Source organism: Streptomyces tremellae (genome assembly GCF_039540215.1).
Classification (GTDB): domain Bacteria; phylum Actinomycetota; class Actinomycetes; order Streptomycetales; family Streptomycetaceae; genus Streptomyces; species Streptomyces tremellae.
This window is the reverse complement of record NZ_BAABEP010000002.1, coordinates 65,104-81,360: the sequence shown is the minus strand read 5'-3', so window position 1 is coordinate 81,360 and position 16,257 is coordinate 65,104. Positions and strand designations below refer to the sequence as shown.

The window sequence follows — 16,257 nt, the reverse complement described above, 5'->3', positions numbered from 1 at the left end:
GTGGCGGTCAGGTTGCGCTGTCGTGGGGTCACGGCGGCTGCCTCCCTGGGTTCGCAGGCGGCTTCGGCCGGCCCGCTGCGGATGGGGGTCATGCGGCTTCCGACCCTTCCTGCGGCGGGTTGTGGACAGAGTCCGCGGATTCGGCGCCGGGGGTCTTGTCCAGCGGCACGGCGTCCTGGAGGGCGGCCTCGCGGTCCTCGGCCTGGTCCTTGGGGTTGGTGGACAGGGCGCGCAGCAGCTCGTAGGAGGGGGCGTCCCACTGCATGGTCGCCACCCGGTCACGGCGGTCCCTGACGATGCAGTGGCCGTGACGGATGTCGCCGTGCGCGTCCTTGCCGACTCCGTGGATCAGGGCGCGGGTGCTGTCGGAGACGGGCAGGCGCAGCAGTTCGGCCATCGCGTCCTGCTGGGAGCGAGTGCTCTGCTCAAAGGCGCAAACCGTCGTAATTGCCTCCAGTACGCCGTCCATGCCGAGGAGGGACTTCGGGTCCTGGGTGTCGATCGCGAGGGAGGTGTCGAGCGCTCGTCCGGTACGGGCGATGTAGTCGATGAACCGCCTGCCGTCGTCTGTCCCGGTGAGCACGTGCACCTCGGGAATTGCCACGACCTTGGGGAGATTGCGCAGGTCAGCGCGGGCGGACGTGTTCAACGCGTACGCGATGAGACCGCGCATCAGGGCGAGGGAGACCCGCTCGGTCATCGTCATCTCCCCCGGGCGGGTGCCGGCCTGCGGCATCGTCAGGCCGGGCACCTGGACCAGCCACAGTCCCGGTTCCGGGCGCAGCGGAGAGGCGCCGTCGTGCGGGTTGCCGAGCAGGGGCGCGCCAAGCTGGGTCTGCGACAGCTCCGAGAGCGCCTCGCCGGCCTCCCTGGCGAGCGGGTCGCTGCTGGCCAGCAGGTACTCGACCACTCGCCAGGTCGCCGCGTCCTCGTGCTGGGCGACCGCGTTGCAGGCCCGCAGCAGGTGCGTCTCGACACCGGCGTCCCGCATCCGCTCCGGCAGGATGATCAGCAGCTGGGAGACGACTTGCAGGGCGGCGTCGCCCTTGGGCAGGAGCCGGAAGACGTCGGCCACGGCCGGGGTGTCGACACCGCAGGTCACGTGGTGCGAGTCCAGGCCCAGGTACTCGCCGGCCTTCACCAGGCCGCCTTCGTCGCCCTTGAAGCCGAGCATCAGGCTGAACGCGCCCTTGAGGCCGGCGATCAGCGTCGCCAGCATCATGCTGGTCGTCTTGCCGCGGCCGGACCGGCCGACGAATGCCGTGGTCGTCGCGTCGCCCCTGGCCGAGCCGGCGGTGATGTCGATGCGGCACACGCCCGGGGTGGTGCCGGTGAGCAGCCCGGCGATCGGGCCCTCGTCGTCCCCGGCCTCCGACCCGCCCCAGAACATGCTGGCGGCGAGCGCGTCGGTGGTGCGGATGTGCCCGAGGTCGAGCACGCGGAGCATGTCGCCGATCTGCGCCTCCAGCCACAGCTCCCGCTGCTCCTCGGAGGCAACCGTGACGTCGATGGACAGGCCCGCGTAATGGGAGGTGACCGCGTCCGTGCGGGCGCGCAGGTCCTCGAGGGACTCAGTGCTGGAGACGATGATCCGCGGGTGGTCCTCCAGGAGCGTCATGCCGTCGCGGGACATCTGCCGACGCAGGTCCTCCATCACCGCTTCGGTCTCTTCGGTCTCCGCGAACGTCTCGCCGGCCGACCCTTCGGCTGCGCTGCGCCGCTGCTCCTTGGCGGACTGGCGCTGCTTGTCGACGGACTTGATCGCGGCGCCCTTCTGCCACACCGAGAAGCGCACGCTCGCCTCCGGGCACACCAGTGCGTCGTCGCCGGTGACCGGGTGGGTGTAGCTGATCTCGGAGAGGCAACGCAGCCACTCCTGCTCGCCGGGAGTGATCAACTCCTCGGGGAAGGCAGGCATCGCCAGCACGCTCACCCACGCGGCGGTCTCACCGCGGGCGTCCATCATCCGTACGTGATCGGAGTGCGGGATGGCCTTGGACTGGGTCAGGCGGACCAGGGAGGCGCCCTGGATGGTGGGCAGGTGCGGCGGAGCCGGCTGCGGGCGGAACGACTCGCGGGACACGGCCCAGGCGATCAGCTCGGCCGGGGCGATCCGGGCGCGCCAAGGGGTGGCCTCCAGGCGACGCTCCATCCGCCGCGCGAGCCCGTCGAGGTGGGCGAGTTCGGTCTCGTCCAGCCCGGTGTGGCCGATGCCGAGCGCGCCGGCGACGCCGTTCTTGACGGTGGCGTTGGCCGCGGAGTCCCGCTCGACGAGGCGTATGCCGAGCAGGATGTGCCGCTGGGGAAGGTCGAGGGTGTCCAGGCGCTGCGCCCACATCGCGGCGACCGCCTCGACGTCCCCGGCTGAGAAGATCTGCCGTGCTTCCTCGCGGTAGTCCTCGCCGTCCAGGCGCGCCCAGATGACCTTGAGGTGGCAGTCGTAGCCGGGCAGGACCTTGGCCAGTGCCAGTGCGGCCGCGTCCTGCTCCATGTCCTGACGGTCTTCGGGCATCAGGTCGGTGTTGGAGGAGGACAGGGTGAACCACGCCTCGGCGGCGACGTCGGTGACGACCAGGCCGTCGGCGATGGCCACCAACTGCGGTTCTTTCATCAGGCGTTCGGCGCCCAGCCCGAGGAGCCGGCCGAACTTCGACGCGGACTTCTTCGCCGCCTTGGTGGTGGTGCTCATCGCTGGGACTCCTTCGTGCGGCAGACGGCGGGGGGCTGCTGGTCGCAGGTGTGGCGGGGGAGGGTGGCGGCGGCGTCCTGGGCGATCCGGGCGGCTTGTACGAGGCGGTGGTCGCCATCCCGGGTGAGGTGGTGCCACAGGCCGGGGCGGAAGCCGGTGCTCGGCGGGCGCGTCCGGTCGGTGAGCCCGGCGATGCGCCAGGTCCGGTCGTTCGGCTCGATCAGCAGGCGGGTGGAAAACAGGTCCCGGGCCAGTCCGTTGAGCGGGCCGGGCAGTTCCCGGCAGGCGAGGACAACCTGGATGCCGGCCAGGCGGCCGTGGGCCAGGACCGCGGTGAGCGCGTCCAGGGCGACGCCGTTGGGCCGGGGGTCGGCCTGGTGGTCCAGCAGCACCTGGGTGGTTCCGTCGTTCTCCACCAACAGCAGCCGGCTCGGCCCGGGGTGTCCCTTCGCGGCACGGCCGCGGGCCTGGTGCGCGAGGCCGATCAGGTGCCGGTGCAGCTGGTCGGGGTCGTCTACGTACGTGACGCGGTCAAGGCCACGGGCCCAGTCGTGCCCGACGTGGTGGACGTCGAGGATGTCCAGGTGCTGGCCGGCTGCGAGGGCCTGCGCGCCGAGGCTGCGCAGCAGTTCGGTGGTGCCCATGCCGGGCGGGGCCACCGCCAGGACGTGCCCGTCGCGCGGGGTGAGGTGGACGGCGTCGCCCTCGGCGTCGAGGCCGATCAGCGGGTGCTTGCTCACCCGGGCGGCCTTCTGCCCGGCGCCGTGTGTCAGGTCGACGTGCGGCTGCGGCAGGCGAGGTGCGCCCGGCTCGCTTGAAACGCTCGGCTCTCGGGGTGGGCTGGGGCGGCGTCGGGACAGGAACCTCATGCCGCCTCACCCGTCTCGATCACGCCGCGCGCCAGGGCGCGGGCTTCGGAGTCGCTGAGGTAGAGGGCCTGGAACGCGGTGACCTTCTGGTCGGCAACGACGTGCATGCGGCCCGGGATGGTGGAGTAGGGCGGGATGGACCACACCTCGGGGGCGACGCGCTGCCACAGCGCGGCGCCGCCGTAGGCGAGGATCCGGGTGGGGAAGACGTCCTTGACGGGGACGACACCCAGGCCCGGCAGGCCGACGCGCGGGTTGCCGGCGAAGACCTGGATGCCGAAGGCGGGGCCGGCGGCGAGGAGCACGCCGAGGGCCTCGACGCCGGGGGCCTCCTCCAGCTGGGTTTCCGGGCGGGTCTGGGACCAGTACTCGCGCAGCCCGTACGCGACGGTGCCCAGGTGCTCGACGACCATGACGTGGCGTCCGCGCCAGCTGCCGTCCCAGTCGCCGGTGCCGTCCTGCAGGGCGGCCACGTTAAGCAGCAGGTGGTCGTGGATCTCCGGGATCCGGGACAGGTAGCGCACGCCGGGCAGGTCGCGGGCCCAGTGGTGTCCCGCCCCGCCCGGGTCGATGAGGTCGACGGTCGCGCCGAGTGCGAGGGCCTGCGCGGTCAGGGAGCGCAGCAGGGTGGTGGTGCCGCCGCCGGCGCCGGTGGCGACCAGGGCGTGCTCGGCGCCGGCGTGCAGGTGGACCGGCTTGTCGCCGTCGGCGAGGCCGAGCAGCGGGGTGCGGGCGGCGTTGAGTGCCGGCAGGGTGTGCGGGTCCGTGAGGCGCACCGCCTTGCGCAGCGCCTGGATCGGGATGGAGGTCTGGGAGCTCATCAGCTGCTGCCCTTCGGTGCATGACGGGCGGCGCTGCGGCGCCGCTTGGCGGTCTTGGTGCGGGCCTTGGCGACGGCGTCGGGGCCGTACATGCGCAGGCGGGGCCGCATGTGGGCGGGCTTGCCGCAGGACTCGGCGGCGTCAGGGGAGTCGCCGTCGGTGGTGAAGTAGGAGGAGAACGCCGGCATTTCGGCGAGCTGCGGGGCCCGTTCGGCCAGGCGCTGGGTACGCAGCCGCAGGCCGACCTTCGGGGCGGGGATGCGGCCGCGGCCGATGACCGGCCTCACGCCGTGATTGAGGAAGTTGAGCCGCACCCCCCACAGCAGGAGGTTGGTCCGCCGCCAGTACGTGGTGGAACGTTTCGCCCCGTAGTAGGTGAAGAAGAGCGGCGGCAGCAGGAACAGCGGGATCAGCGGCTTGAGCGGGAACCCGAAGAGCAGCAGCCAGGCGCCCCACCACAGCGGGAACATCACGGCGCCGTACTTCAAGGTGGTCCGCGGCAGGCCTTCGCCCAGGTCCAGGCCCAGCAGCTCGTGCTGCCGGGTCTCCAAGTCCCAGTGCCGGGTGTAGGTGTTGGAGGTTCGCATCGCCGCCGCCTCAGCCCGTGAAGACCGTGGCGATCTTGGCGCCGATGAACTTCAGGATCGTGACGGCCTGGTTCGGCGTGAAGATCATGACCGCGACGACGGCGCCGCCGACCATGTGCGTGATCAGCGCGCCCCACTCCTTCTTCATCCAGTGCCCGAAGCCACGAACGGCCAGGACGGCGACGAACAGGGAGCCGACGACGGCGAGAATCCAGGAAACGAGCGCGTTGTCTCCGCCCATGGGGGATCCACTCCTTGGGTTGGTGGGGATGGGTGTTGACGGGCCGGCCGAGCGGCGGGCCCGCGGCAGCCGCCGCGGTGACGGGCGGGGGGCGGCTACGCGGTCTTGGCGGTGACCGCCTCGACCTGCCAGCGGCTCGCGCTGCTGGCCGAGACCTTGGTGAGGGTGATCTGGTAGGTCTGCTGGATCTGGGCGCCGCCGAGCTTCCAGCGCACGGTCGCCGTGCCGAGGCGCTTGTCGCCGCTGCCGGCGTCCACGACCCACGAGTCGAGGGTGTCCAGGGACAGCCCGAGGCCGAGCGGCTGGATGTCGGCGCCGGGCGCGGCCGCCTGGTCCTCGCTGCCCGCCGCCCAGGACTTGAGGAAGTCCTTGACCGTGTCGCGGGTCAGCCCGGACAGCTGGGAGTCAGCCTCGGGACCGTCCGGCGCCTTGTAGTCGGCGGCGGTCGGCATGCCGACCATCGCAGGCTGACCGGTGACCACGACCCGGCCCTTCCCTTGAGCGACCGGAACCTCCAGGCCGCGCCAACTCGTCGCGGTCCGCTGGTTCTTGCCGCTGCCGGTCACGACGCTCACCCGGACGTCGACTCGGACCCGGGCCCGCTTGCCGCCGACCTGGGTGACGGTGCCGGGAATGGTCTGCGCGACCAACTGGACGCCTGCGCCGTTCCACCCGAGCTTCGGGTCCACCCCCTTGGCGAGGTCGGCCTCGAGCTCCTTCGCCCGAGAGTCGGGGTCAGCTGCGTTCCAGTTCATGTACGAGCGCGCGAACCGGGCGGCGACCTGCTGCGCCTCGGCCTCGGGCACGTTGTTCTTCCTCGCCTCGGCCTGCGGGTCCGCCTGCTCGACCGGGGCCGGCGGCTTGGTGGGGAAGATCCACGTCCGCACGCCGGTGAACGCGGCCAGTCCGATGACCAGCCAGATCGCCACCCGCCCCGCCTTGCGGGCGGCCGAGCGTCCCGAGGACTCCTCCTCTTCCGCCCAGCCCAGCGCGGCCGGCGCCCGCGACGGCGTCGCCCTCCCCTCCCCCGCCTCCGGCAAAGGCGTCTCCACCGAGGCGTCCTCGGCGGCGGTGTTTCCTTCATCACCGCCCTTGGGCTCTTTCGGTGGAAGATTCAGCATCTTCCGCAGCGCACTCATCCCGTACTCCTCGGCCAATTCCCAATAACCGACCTCCGCGCATAAGGGCATGACGGGTTGTCATGCGTCCTCACGCCTGTCGCGGAAAGCTCACACGGAAAACGTAGAATCGTTGGCCTGTGGATAAGTTCCGGCGATTCGGCAGCGCCACCGGGCCCCGGGCGCGAGGGCACAAAAAATGGGGGCCACGGGAAATCCCGTGGCCCCCTTGGGGTGCTAGCCGGTCTGCCGGTCAGTCCTGGCCCGCGTCGCCGCTCTGCTGCTCCTCGGCCTGGTCGTCGTCATCGCCGTCGACGTCCTCGGCCGCCTCGTCCTGGTCGTCATGCTCCTCATCGGGTTCTTCGGGCTCCTCGTCCTCGTTGGGCCCGTAGTACTCGGCGAGGTCGGCCAGGGCGAACAGTTCCTTGCCGTCGACGACTTGACCGGTCGGGAAGTCCTTCCGGCGCCGCTTGTGCTGCCGCATCAGCTCGGCGCTGACCTCGATCCCTTCTTCGGCCAGCCGCCGGGAGATCTCCGCCAGCGGCAGGAGTTCCACCTCCTCCCCCGGCTCGCCGGCGCCGTCCTGCTCGGCACCGTCCTCCAAGGCCGGCGGGTCGTCCTTGATCATGTCCACCGACGGCCGTCCTCCGTCACCACTACCCTGGCCTGCGGAGATGGCCTGCTTGTCGGGGTCGGCGTCCTTCGTGAACAGCGGCGTCGATTTCTGCAGCAGGGACGGCAGCCGCTGAGGACTGCGCGCCGGCGGAGCGCCGTACAGGTCCTCGGTGCTGTAGCCGAGCTTGGCGCGCAACTCCATGCTGTGGGTGCGGAAGTCCTCCGGGTCCGCGTACGGGACCTGGATCCAGACGCGGCGGTTGCCCTCGATGATCATCATGCGGCCGGCCCGGTCGACGCTCTCGGGAACCGGCGTCGTGTTGACGATCATCTTCCACTGATTTGCGTTGAAGTTGCCCATAAGGATCATTCGGAACATGTTGCGCAAACCCCGGGAGCCGACCGCAGCCTCCCGAAGGTCCTGGAACACACCGATGATCGTCACGTTGACGTGCCGGCCCATGCGCATGATCGACGCGATGTCGCCCCAGATGGGGTCGCTGGCGGGCTCGCCTTTCTCCTTGTTCTCGTTCCACCATTCCTTCGACGCGTCACCGAATTCATTGCCCTCTTCGAGAATGAGGGTGAGACGGTCGAAGTTCTTTCGCGGGTTTCCCTTCTTCACATAGTTCCGGGCCTCCACCTCGCGGGCAGCCCAGGAAATCGCGGACCGCATGTCCCCGATATTTCCGGGGTCGGTGTAGAGGTGTACGCCCTCGACGCCTTCGAAGCAGTTGATGGACGCCATCTTCACGTCGATGCCGATAACCGTCGCCCGCTGGCGCACCAGCTGAGTGATGATCATCTGCAGGAACGACGACTTACCGCCGCCGGAGCCCACGGACAGGGCCCACATCGCGGTTTCTCCGGTCATCTCCTTGATGACCGGGCGCTGCCGCTCGTCGATGCCGAGGACGAGCTGGCCTGGCTCGCACGCGGCGATCGCCTTCTGCACCTCGTCGCTGAAGAAGTCGACCGTCTCGGGGGGCTCCAGCTTCGGCTTCGGCTTCTGCGGTGTGAACACCACGTTGAACGGGTGGTTCTTGAGGTTCCACTCCCCCGCCCACTGCCCGCCCATGCGGTCCTGGATCAGCTCCCTCATCTGGTCCTTGAAGCCGCCGGGATCGTGCCAGCCGTCGGGGAGACGCACCGCGACGAACGACCGGTCGATCGGGATGGTGAGAGCGCGCAGCCGTTGGTGATCGTCCCACTCCGAGAGCAGGTCCTTCAGCGCCATGGACATCGGGATCACCAGAGCCCGCATGTGCTGGCGCCGGCCGCGTCCACGGATCGCGGCGACGACCACGATCGGGATCGCGATGGCCGCAGCGATGATCGACACGCGGATCACGCGGTCGTGGTCCTTCACCCACCACCACATCCACGCAGCCCAGCCGGCCCAGGCCAGAAGCACCAGGCGCAGCAGGGCTATCCCCCACCGCGGCAGGCTCCCCGGTGGTCTTGGCTCACCATCCAGCGGAGCCCCGCTGACGAACCGCCCGAAGACCATGGCCCCTTGCTCCAGGCCGTCTTCGAGCTGCTTGTCGAACTTAGTCTGCGCCACGGCCCACTTCCCCTTCCACGGTCAGCTCCCTCCAGCTCCCCCGCGGTCGCGGAAGAACGATCAGGAGCGAACGTAGAAAGATCAACCTGTGGACAGAGTCCGCGCTCGCCCACCCCGTGGACGCACCAGTCCGGCGAACTCCATGGAGAAGCACCCCCGTTCGCCGGTGGTCAGCCCCGGTCGGAGAGGGCGCCTCCGACCGGTTCGCGCGAGGAGCCGTCGCCGATGAGGTCGCGGGCTCGGCCTTCTCCAGCACGGGATGCCGCTCAACCACAGCTGGGTGCCCGCGAGTTCTCACCCAACCCACGTGCCGCGCCCCCGAGCCGCTACCGTCAGAGCATGCACCCCACTTCCTCTGCAGGCCCGGCTGCCGGGACCCCCGCCTACTGGTCGATGCTGGACCGGGAAGCCGGCAGCTTCGCGCGGAGCCGAGGGGCAAACGCGCCCGGCGACTGGTCTGACGTGGAGTCCTTGATGATGCGCTTGAAGCCGTACGGTGCGGCCGGCCTGCTCGACCTGTGCACGCTACTCGTCCTGCAGGTGGTCGAAAGCTGCCCCGCGGAGCTTCGCGATGCCCAGGGCCGTCCGGTGCTCCCGAGGCTGATCAAGGGCAGGTCCGACGCCCTCACCACCATCGAAGCGGTGTCCTCTGCGAACGCGCGGATGAGCCGCGGGCCCGTGACCGCCAACGACCTGACTGACGCCGAGAAGCAGGTCGAGCGCATCAACGACCTCGAGGCGACGGTGGCCGCGGCGTTTCAGACGCGGGCCGGACACCCCAAGGCCCGCCGCAATGTACGCCGAGCCCTGACCAGCCAGGGCGAGGGCGCACGCGAAGCGGGTGCGATCTTCGGCATCCTCAGCGAGATCACGGAGACCATCGGCCGCCGCAGTAGTCACTCCGATGCCTGAGACTCCCCCACGCTCGCGCGAGATGCGGCGATTCTGACGCACGCCGCCAATGCCGGACCCTAGCGACCGACGCTTAGGATCGCTCCTGACGAAGAATCGAACAGATCGAACATGCTCCGCTACTGCGGGCCGATCTCTACCTCGACCTCTTCCTCGGCCGCACACCGACCGGCAGGTCGTCCGCCTCGGCCGGTCCAGCCTGACTCGCAGCGCCCGACCTTACGAGCAACGGCGTGTGGTCTTATGTGGACCCCTCGACCACAGTCAAGGGCCGACCGTTCAGTTGCCTCTCTTCCTCGTCTTTCGTAATTCGGTGAGCCTGCCCCCGGTTCACGTCACGACCGTGGGCCGCGAGCCAATCGACCACAGTCGGGGTATGTGTGGAGCCGAGCACCGTCATCGCGTACCGGACCGCCGCGGCATTCGACTTCAGACGCTCGATGGCAGCCTCGTGCTCAGCACTCGCCGGACCGCGGTGTTCACCTGAGTCACCCATCTCAGGGGCACCCTCGCCGCGGCCAGCCCTCGGCCCCTCCCCCGAGCTCGGCTCCACAGGCTCTGATCCGGTATTGCCAGCTGGCATCTCACCGCCGAGATCCTTCTTCACGCGATCTGCGCTGTGCTTCGCCGGCATCAGCTCATCGCCGCCGACCTCTTCCTGGGCATCCGGATCTTGCGCCGCTACGCTCCGGGCTCCTACGGCCCCAACCGAGGACTCGCCCGAGGACGGTTCTCCTTCTGGCGAGTAGTCCTCTTGTTCATCTCGCGAGCCATCACCGACGGCCCTCTCGACCTTCACGTCGTCGAGAATCGGCTCGCCAGCCACGGGCTCCGTGCCCCGAAGGTGACCTGCTCGAGTCGCGCTCGCATCGTTCTTCACAGTCAGGCGACAGCTGTCCGAGGACATCTCCAGTTCGTGGGTGGCTGAATCGGCGCACACTCCTGACGCGCGAGATAGCGGCTGGCTGGGTACCTCCAGGGGGACTCCAAACCGCGCGATTCGCAGCGGCAGTAGCTCCTCAACAGGCGCCTTCCAACGCCACCCCCGTCCGTACCGCCCTCGTAGCCGGCTCTGGTAGATCAGCCGCTGCTGCTCGGCATGAATCACGTCGTCATACTTCCGGATCTCCCACAGCATCATCCGGCGCCAGAGCTTGAAGGTGGGCAGCGGGGAAAGGATCCAGCGCCACAGACGCACGCTCTCCATGTGTCGGTCCGCTGTGATGGCAGCCAGGCGACCGACAGCGTGCCGGGCCGCTTCGACCGTCACCACGAAGAGGATCGGAATGACACTGTGCATTCCGACCCCCACCGGATCCGGCCAAGCGGCCGCTGCGTTGAAGCCGATCGTCGCAGTGGTGAGGAGCCACGCAGCTTGGCGCAGCATCGGGAACGGCATCCGGAGCCACGTCAGCAGCAGATCCAGGGCCAGAAGTACCGCGATGCCAGCGTCGACGCCGATGGGGAACACAGTGGCAAAGGCTCCAAAGCCCTTGCGGATCGCGAGTTCCCGCACTGCCGAGTACGATCCAGCGAAGCCGATCGCCGCGATGACCAAGGCTCCCGCCACCACTACGGCGATCAGGCCGCGCTGGGTTCGGTTCAAGCGAATGTGTCCTTCGCTGCGCTCCACTTCTCACTCCCTCTGATCCGAGTCAGAGAAGCGTGCAGCGACCCACCTGTGGACAGAGTCAGCGCCCCGCAAGAGCCCTCTGTGTCGGGGTGCGTGCGAGTGCCGAACACAGCACTCCACGCCCGTGTCTCAGGTCGCCCTGAGAGATAGGCTCGTTGCATCTGTCAGGCTGTCTACCTGCCCACATAGGCAGCTCGGTAGGTGAGCCTGTAGGTATGACGGTAGGTTGGAGTATAGCCATGTCGGTATGCATGCTAGTAGCTATGCAAATAGCTACCCTAGTAGGTACGTAGGTAGCTAGATAGCTATGCACATAGCTAGCTCGATAGGCAGTCACCTAGCTACCTATTTACCTAGGCACGTATGCAGGTAGCTGTGTATTGCCTCGCGCTTTCAGGCGCTGACTACGTGATTGCACTGCGTGCCTACCCAATGCATAGTTCGCGCGTCACTGTCATCTACTCTTGCCGACTCCGTTTGATTCATCGCTTCGGTCATCCCGCCCCTTGTTATGCACTTCCTCGCCTCTCGTGGCTTTTTTGAGTACTTTGAAAGAACCCACCATCCACTGTTTTGCAGCTTCATGCACGAACGGCTGCCTGTTACTTGCTCGTGTGCCTGTGTGGCATTGGGCCGCCTCTCCATTGGCTGTTGTCGTCCCCCACACCAATTTGCTCCGAGTTGAGCGATGATCGTTTGCTCGATAGCGACGACTACGTCTGCATGTGGTCTAGCGCAGGCTTTGACGCTTGTTGATGTCAGCAAGGCCTTTTGCGGGAAGCCTGCCATGCACGCTTGGCTTGAAGCAGCCTTATCACTGCTTCCGCACCCTTCACGTCGCCCTTTCGCGGAAGGGCATACGCACCTGCGCATCTGCTCGTCTCCAACTTCGACTATTCGCAGATTCGCGAGATCGCGCTGCTCTGCGATGCGCTGAAGCACTGAGGCTCTCAGGAGCGAAGTTGCACGCGACTTGAACTAACACTGCTTCACGGTCTTATGGCTCTGCTGCCTCGCGCGGGCACGTAGTGTTGTGACCCCGCCGTCTTCCAGACCAGCGCTTCGCCGCGCCCCACAGCTCCGCTTCACGCTCTTGTGGCTCTGCTGCCTCGCGCGGGCACGTGGTGTTGTGACCCCGCCGTCTTCCAGACCAGCGCTTCGCCGCGCCCCACAGCTCCGCTCGTGCCTGCGGCAACGCGATGAGCCCTTCTCAGCACCTGCGGCACCACGGCCCCACCCTTGGGGCGCCAGGACACGCCCAGACGCCAGCTCGCTCCAAAGAGCTGTTACTACGTGGCAACCCTCAGAGGGACAACACGGACGTTCCCTGCCACTCCGAGTGCCTCAACACGGCGAGCGTCGCTACGCCGTAGGATGTGCGCGATCGTAAGGACAATAGGGAGAGCGCTATGTGGATTTTGGCCGTCGCCACGCAAAAAGGCGGCGTGGGCAAGACGACAACGACAGTGAACCTGGCAGCCCGACTCGCTATGGCGGGGAAGCGCGTCCTGGTCGTGGACCTGGAGCCGCAGGCGCAGGCAGGCACCGCTCTCGGAGTCACGCTCGCCCCCAGGGGCCCCGATGTCGCTCATTCTCTCGGCTGGATCATGCAGTCTGTGCTCCAGGGAGTGGACGACCCCGACATCCTCCCTCACGTACGCGACGTCTCGGCGATGCTGGAGCCCTTCGAGGGAGCCGGCACCCTCGCCGTTCTCGCCTCGCTCGAGCACACGATGACCCGGGCGCAGGAGTCCTTCGTGCAGTCGCAGGACGTCGACACCTACATTCTCCGCAAGCTCCTGCAGAGCGCTGCCGCCGAGTACGACATCGCCGTGATCGACACGCCCCCCGCCGTCTCCAGCCTGAACCTAGTCGGCCTGCAGGCATCGGACGCCGTCATCACCCTCTGCAACCCCGAGTACGCCACGGTCAAGGGGGCACGAGTCCTTCGATCAGCAGTCGAGGCGCTCGGGAAGGCAGAGGGCCGCCCCACGTTCCTTGGAGCGCTTCTCAACCGGGCGAACCCGCCTACCTCTGAGACTCGCGAGGACGCTGACGTCCGAAGCATGATGCTCCAGGGCAACCTGTTGCCGTTCAACGCAGAGATCAGGCGTAACCGCCTCATCTCGAAGGCCTACAGCACCGGCGTTCCGGCAGTCGTCACCGCCGGCGGAGTGGTCGCCCGTTCGTACACGGCCCTCACAGAAGAAATCCTCCAGCGCCTCGCGACCCCTGGAGACCAGTGGCGGCTTCCGACGCCGCGGGCTGAGCACCTCGACGTCGACGATGCCGAGGGAGCCGTGACCAATGCCTGACGAGAAACCGGCCAGGCCTCGAGCGAGGAAGAAGGCGGCACCGCTCGGCGGGAACCTGTTGGACAACCCGGCCTTCGCCGGTGCCGATGATGTTGTCGGCTACTCCGTCTTTGGTCAGCAAGCTGAGCCCTCGCCCGTGCCGGCTCAGCAGGATGCTTCGACCAAGGCACATGCAGCCGAAGCCACTGAATCTGCTGCTGAAGCAGGGCCCCGCACAGAGCAGGCGGGGGACAGGGTGGCGCCCGAAGCTCCGCCGGCCAACGACGTCGCGACGCCTCCTGCAGGTGAGGATGAAGATTCCTCCCACTCGCCCGACAACGCCGACGTCGGGAAGGGCGAAACCTCCGCCAAGAGCACCCCGAAGGAGCCTGCGAAGAAGCAGAACTCCCGGAAGAAGAAGCAGGAGAGTACGCCTGAGCCGACCGACGCTCACCGAGCTGTGGCCCATTCCTGGACCGAAAGCACGCTCGACCTGATGCTCGGGACTAGGGAATGGTCGTCCGTTCCTGTCCGCCTTACCAAGGGGATGGCACAGGAACTCACGAAGCGAATGGTCAGTGACTCTGCAGCAACAGGCAAGCGGATGACGCAGGCCGTGTACGTCGACGCCGCGTTCAGAAGGCACCTGCCGAAGACCATCGAGGAGCAGGTGGCACTGGCGGCAGCATATGTGCGTTCAGGACGCGTGGGAACGACTGGAAAACAGTCAACGTATCGTGTCGGACCGGACATTGCGGAGTTGGTTCAGTCCATGCCCATGGACATGAAGTCTGCAGGGCGAGGACGCACCGCCGTCCACGTGTTCTCGGCTGCTGTCCAGCGCCTTCTCGACGAACTCGAGGAGGACGGCCCTCTGATCTGGCCGGAGGAAGACGAGGAGCAGTAGCGTCACATCCTCCCCGCAGCATCACCTGGTGCCCCCCTGTGCAGCGCAGGGGGGCACCAGTGCGTGCGCCACATCGCCTTGACCAGCAGACATAGGGATGTCGATAGGTTACTGAATAGGTACCTGAGTAGGTACATAGTTAGTCAGATAGGCAGCTAGGTAGGCACCTTCCTACCTAGCTGCCTATCTACGTAGGGATGCAGGCTCGCATGTCTCAAGCGGACCTCCATACTCGGCTTCGCCCGTACCACTAACCCGTCTAACCCTGACGTGGTTCCGAGACGCAGCGTCTCATCCGCCCCACTTCGCGCAGCTCTTTCGATACGGCGTGAAGAGATCAGCGCTCCAGCGAGCGAACGAAACGCGCGAAACGCCCACTTGACGCCCCTGGCACGCGCGGACGTTGATACGGCGTAACATTCCTCGCGACGGTGCGACTCGCGGACCGATCACATGCGGATCGAGCGCGCCGCGGCGAACTCAGGAAGGAGCCCTTCGATGTCGAGCCCTACGGACGGACGCAGCGGCCACACCCCACATCGCGTGGCCACAGCTGCAGACGTCAACACCCGCTGGGTGTCTGGAGCCATCAACGAGGGCCTCGTAGACGGATCGGCGCTCGAGGGCGAAGACGTCATCGTGATTCGGAGCTACGCGTTCCTGGACCGCATCGTCTGGCCCGGCGAGCGCCGCGACCCCAAGGACTCACGGCAGACGGCCTTGTGGCAGAAGCTGGCCCTCAACACCGTCCGCGACGCCCTCACTTCACCCGAGACAAACCCGGACACCGTCGTTTGGGCCAGCAAGGAGGGAGCCGTTGCTACTCACACGCCGCAGGACGCGGGGGCCTACGCTGCCCGGACGTCAGACCGCACGGTGGTCAAACTCCCGGTCGGAGCATGGGCAGCTGCCCTCCCGCACCCGTTTGAAATCCGCTACGCGACGCGAGACTTCGACGAAGACACCCGCATTGTGTCTCGCGCGGCTGGCACTCCTCTGTCACTGCTGCAGCGCCTCGCGGCCGCGGACCTGGCTGACCTGCACCACCTGAGTGCACACGACGTAATCGTGCTCAAGGCGGCTGCGTCATTGGATGGTGTGGCTTGGTCGCAGGCCGCCTTCACCACAGGACTGCATCAGGGATTCGCCACGTGGGTTTCTGCCGCTCTGCGAGCCGCACGCCAGGCCCTCGCAAGCCCGGAACTATCCATCCACACAAGCGTATGGGCAACGCCGAACGACGCCGTGGTGACCCACACCGCAGGGGAGGCCCTGAAGTGGTTGATCGACGAATCGGACGATCACCCCTTCGTCCGGCTTCCCGTCGGCGCCTGGGCGGACAGCACAACAGATCCCTTCCTCGACTCCGCTCCCACAGCGGAGTGACCTGCCCAGCGCAACAGACAACGGCGGCCCCTGAAGAACTGGGGCCGCCGTTGAGAGCCGCTTCGGATATGCCGTCGCGGGATCGTAAGGACAGCTCCAGTATGCATGCACCGCCGGGAGAACCCAGATTCACACGGCTGCCACCTACGGGCGAAGCGCACTCCATGTCGGCTTCGTCCGTACTGGGCGCCCGTGTGTCCGGGTGGGAAGCCGCTGAATGTCGGCTTCCCACCCGGACACACGGGCGCCCGACCTTTCGCGCTGAGGCGATCGCCGCCTTTGTGGTGACCGGATCTTTTCCACAGGTCTCCTGCCGCAGAGTCATCCGAAACGCGAAGAGCCCGGGACTGCCGATCCCGGGCCGTTCGCACTGCGTGGAGGGGGTGTTGGTCAGCCAGATCGCCAGCTGAATGCCGGTGTCGCCGGGTCCGTCTCTCGTGCTTGCCCTAGCCAGTCGGACCGCGGTGGCGGTGCCCCCTTCCCACCTCGATTATGGAGCAGATCATCGCTGTCCGTTCGAGGGCTGGCTCAGTCATGCCGAAAACGGCTGATCGGGCGGCTCGTTCCATGCGTTCTGGTTCGTCCTGGCGTCGTAGTGCACGCGCGGGCGAGGTTGTTGAG

The 16,257-nt window shown here is 67.5% G+C and carries 12 protein-coding genes; 4 read left to right on the top strand and 8 right to left on the bottom strand.

Going from position 1 to position 16,257, the window contains the following annotated elements; translation table 11 throughout:
* Nucleotides 1-88 precede the first annotated feature (88 nt).
* The 7 genes from ABEA77_RS02320 to ABEA77_RS02290 all read right to left on the bottom strand — a co-directional run bounded on the left by ABEA77_RS02320 (nucleotide 89) and on the right by ABEA77_RS02290 (nucleotide 8,504).
* The gene (locus ABEA77_RS02320; RefSeq protein ID WP_345640388.1) at nucleotides 89-2,689 is read right to left on the bottom strand and encodes an ATP-binding protein; all 2,601 of its coding nucleotides are present in this window, start codon (nucleotides 2,687-2,689) and stop codon (nucleotides 89-91) included.
* The gene (locus ABEA77_RS02315; RefSeq protein ID WP_345640386.1) at nucleotides 2,686-3,429 is read right to left on the bottom strand and encodes a hypothetical protein; all 744 of its coding nucleotides are present in this window, start codon (nucleotides 3,427-3,429) and stop codon (nucleotides 2,686-2,688) included. The genes ABEA77_RS02320 and ABEA77_RS02315 overlap by 4 nt, the downstream gene beginning before the upstream one ends.
* A gap of 125 nt (nucleotides 3,430-3,554) precedes the next feature.
* Nucleotides 3,555-4,379 (bottom strand): cell division protein FtsK, encoded by an 825-nt coding sequence (locus tag ABEA77_RS02310; RefSeq protein ID WP_345640383.1) that lies wholly within the window; start codon nucleotides 4,377-4,379, stop codon nucleotides 3,555-3,557.
* The gene (locus ABEA77_RS02305) at nucleotides 4,379-4,966 is read right to left on the bottom strand and encodes a hypothetical protein (RefSeq protein ID WP_345640381.1); all 588 of its coding nucleotides are present in this window, start codon (nucleotides 4,964-4,966) and stop codon (nucleotides 4,379-4,381) included. Before ABEA77_RS02305 ends, ABEA77_RS02310 begins: the two co-directional genes overlap by 1 nt.
* Nucleotides 4,967-4,976: 10 nt before the next feature.
* Nucleotides 4,977-5,207, bottom strand: coding sequence for a hypothetical protein (locus ABEA77_RS02300; RefSeq protein WP_060880856.1), 231 nt, complete (start codon nucleotides 5,205-5,207; stop codon nucleotides 4,977-4,979).
* A 95-nt stretch (nucleotides 5,208-5,302) separates the two neighbouring features.
* Nucleotides 5,303-6,346 (bottom strand): conjugal transfer protein, encoded by a 1,044-nt coding sequence (locus ABEA77_RS02295; protein WP_345640378.1) that lies wholly within the window; start codon nucleotides 6,344-6,346, stop codon nucleotides 5,303-5,305.
* A 232-nt stretch (nucleotides 6,347-6,578) separates the two neighbouring features.
* Nucleotides 6,579-8,504 (bottom strand): hypothetical protein, encoded by a 1,926-nt coding sequence (locus ABEA77_RS02290; protein ID WP_345640375.1) that lies wholly within the window; start codon nucleotides 8,502-8,504, stop codon nucleotides 6,579-6,581.
* 339 nt (nucleotides 8,505-8,843) lie between these two features.
* On the opposite strand from ABEA77_RS02290, the gene ABEA77_RS02285 reads away from it, so the two are divergent.
* The gene (locus tag ABEA77_RS02285) at nucleotides 8,844-9,416 is read left to right on the top strand and encodes a hypothetical protein (RefSeq protein WP_345640372.1); all 573 of its coding nucleotides are present in this window, start codon (nucleotides 8,844-8,846) and stop codon (nucleotides 9,414-9,416) included.
* A gap of 241 nt (nucleotides 9,417-9,657) precedes the next feature.
* Here the strand turns inward: ABEA77_RS02285 and ABEA77_RS02280 are convergent, their stop codons facing one another.
* On the bottom strand, nucleotides 9,658-11,049 hold the full coding sequence (locus ABEA77_RS02280) for a DUF2637 domain-containing protein (protein ID WP_345640369.1): 1,392 nt from the start codon (nucleotides 11,047-11,049) through the stop codon (nucleotides 9,658-9,660).
* 1,445 nt (nucleotides 11,050-12,494) lie between these two features.
* On the opposite strand from ABEA77_RS02280, the gene ABEA77_RS02275 reads away from it, so the two are divergent.
* The 3 genes from ABEA77_RS02275 to ABEA77_RS02265 all read left to right on the top strand — a co-directional run bounded on the left by ABEA77_RS02275 (nucleotide 12,495) and on the right by ABEA77_RS02265 (nucleotide 15,636).
* Nucleotides 12,495-13,364: a ParA family protein gene (locus ABEA77_RS02275; protein ID WP_425588186.1), complete on the top strand. Its 870-nt coding sequence runs from the start codon at nucleotides 12,495-12,497 to the stop codon at nucleotides 13,362-13,364.
* Nucleotides 13,357-14,250 (top strand): hypothetical protein, encoded by an 894-nt coding sequence (locus ABEA77_RS02270; protein ID WP_345640367.1) that lies wholly within the window; start codon nucleotides 13,357-13,359, stop codon nucleotides 14,248-14,250. Before ABEA77_RS02275 ends, ABEA77_RS02270 begins: the two co-directional genes overlap by 8 nt.
* Before the next feature lie 543 nt (nucleotides 14,251-14,793).
* Nucleotides 14,794-15,636 carry a hypothetical protein gene (locus ABEA77_RS02265; RefSeq protein ID WP_345640365.1) on the top strand — a complete coding sequence of 281 codons (843 nt, stop codon included), beginning with the start codon at nucleotides 14,794-14,796 and terminating at the stop codon, nucleotides 15,634-15,636.
* Nucleotides 15,637-16,257 lie beyond the last annotated feature (621 nt).

Bases quoted from the DNA above. Each gene is read 5' to 3' on its own strand.
- ABEA77_RS02320 (WP_345640388.1), bottom strand. From the start codon at position 2,689: ATGAGCACCACCACCAAGGCGGCGAAGAAGTCCGCGTCGAAGTTCGGC.
- ABEA77_RS02310 (WP_345640383.1), bottom strand. From the start codon at position 4,379: ATGAGCTCCCAGACCTCCATCCCGATCCAGGCGCTGCGCAAGGCGGTG.
- ABEA77_RS02305 (WP_345640381.1), bottom strand. From the start codon at position 4,966: ATGCGAACCTCCAACACCTACACCCGGCACTGGGACTTGGAGACCCGG.
- ABEA77_RS02300 (WP_060880856.1), bottom strand. From the start codon at position 5,207: ATGGGCGGAGACAACGCGCTCGTTTCCTGGATTCTCGCCGTCGTCGGC.
- ABEA77_RS02295 (WP_345640378.1), bottom strand. From the start codon at position 6,346: ATGAGTGCGCTGCGGAAGATGCTGAATCTTCCACCGAAAGAGCCCAAG.
- ABEA77_RS02285 (WP_345640372.1), top strand. From the start codon at position 8,844: ATGCACCCCACTTCCTCTGCAGGCCCGGCTGCCGGGACCCCCGCCTAC.
- ABEA77_RS02270 (WP_345640367.1), top strand. From the start codon at position 13,357: ATGCCTGACGAGAAACCGGCCAGGCCTCGAGCGAGGAAGAAGGCGGCA.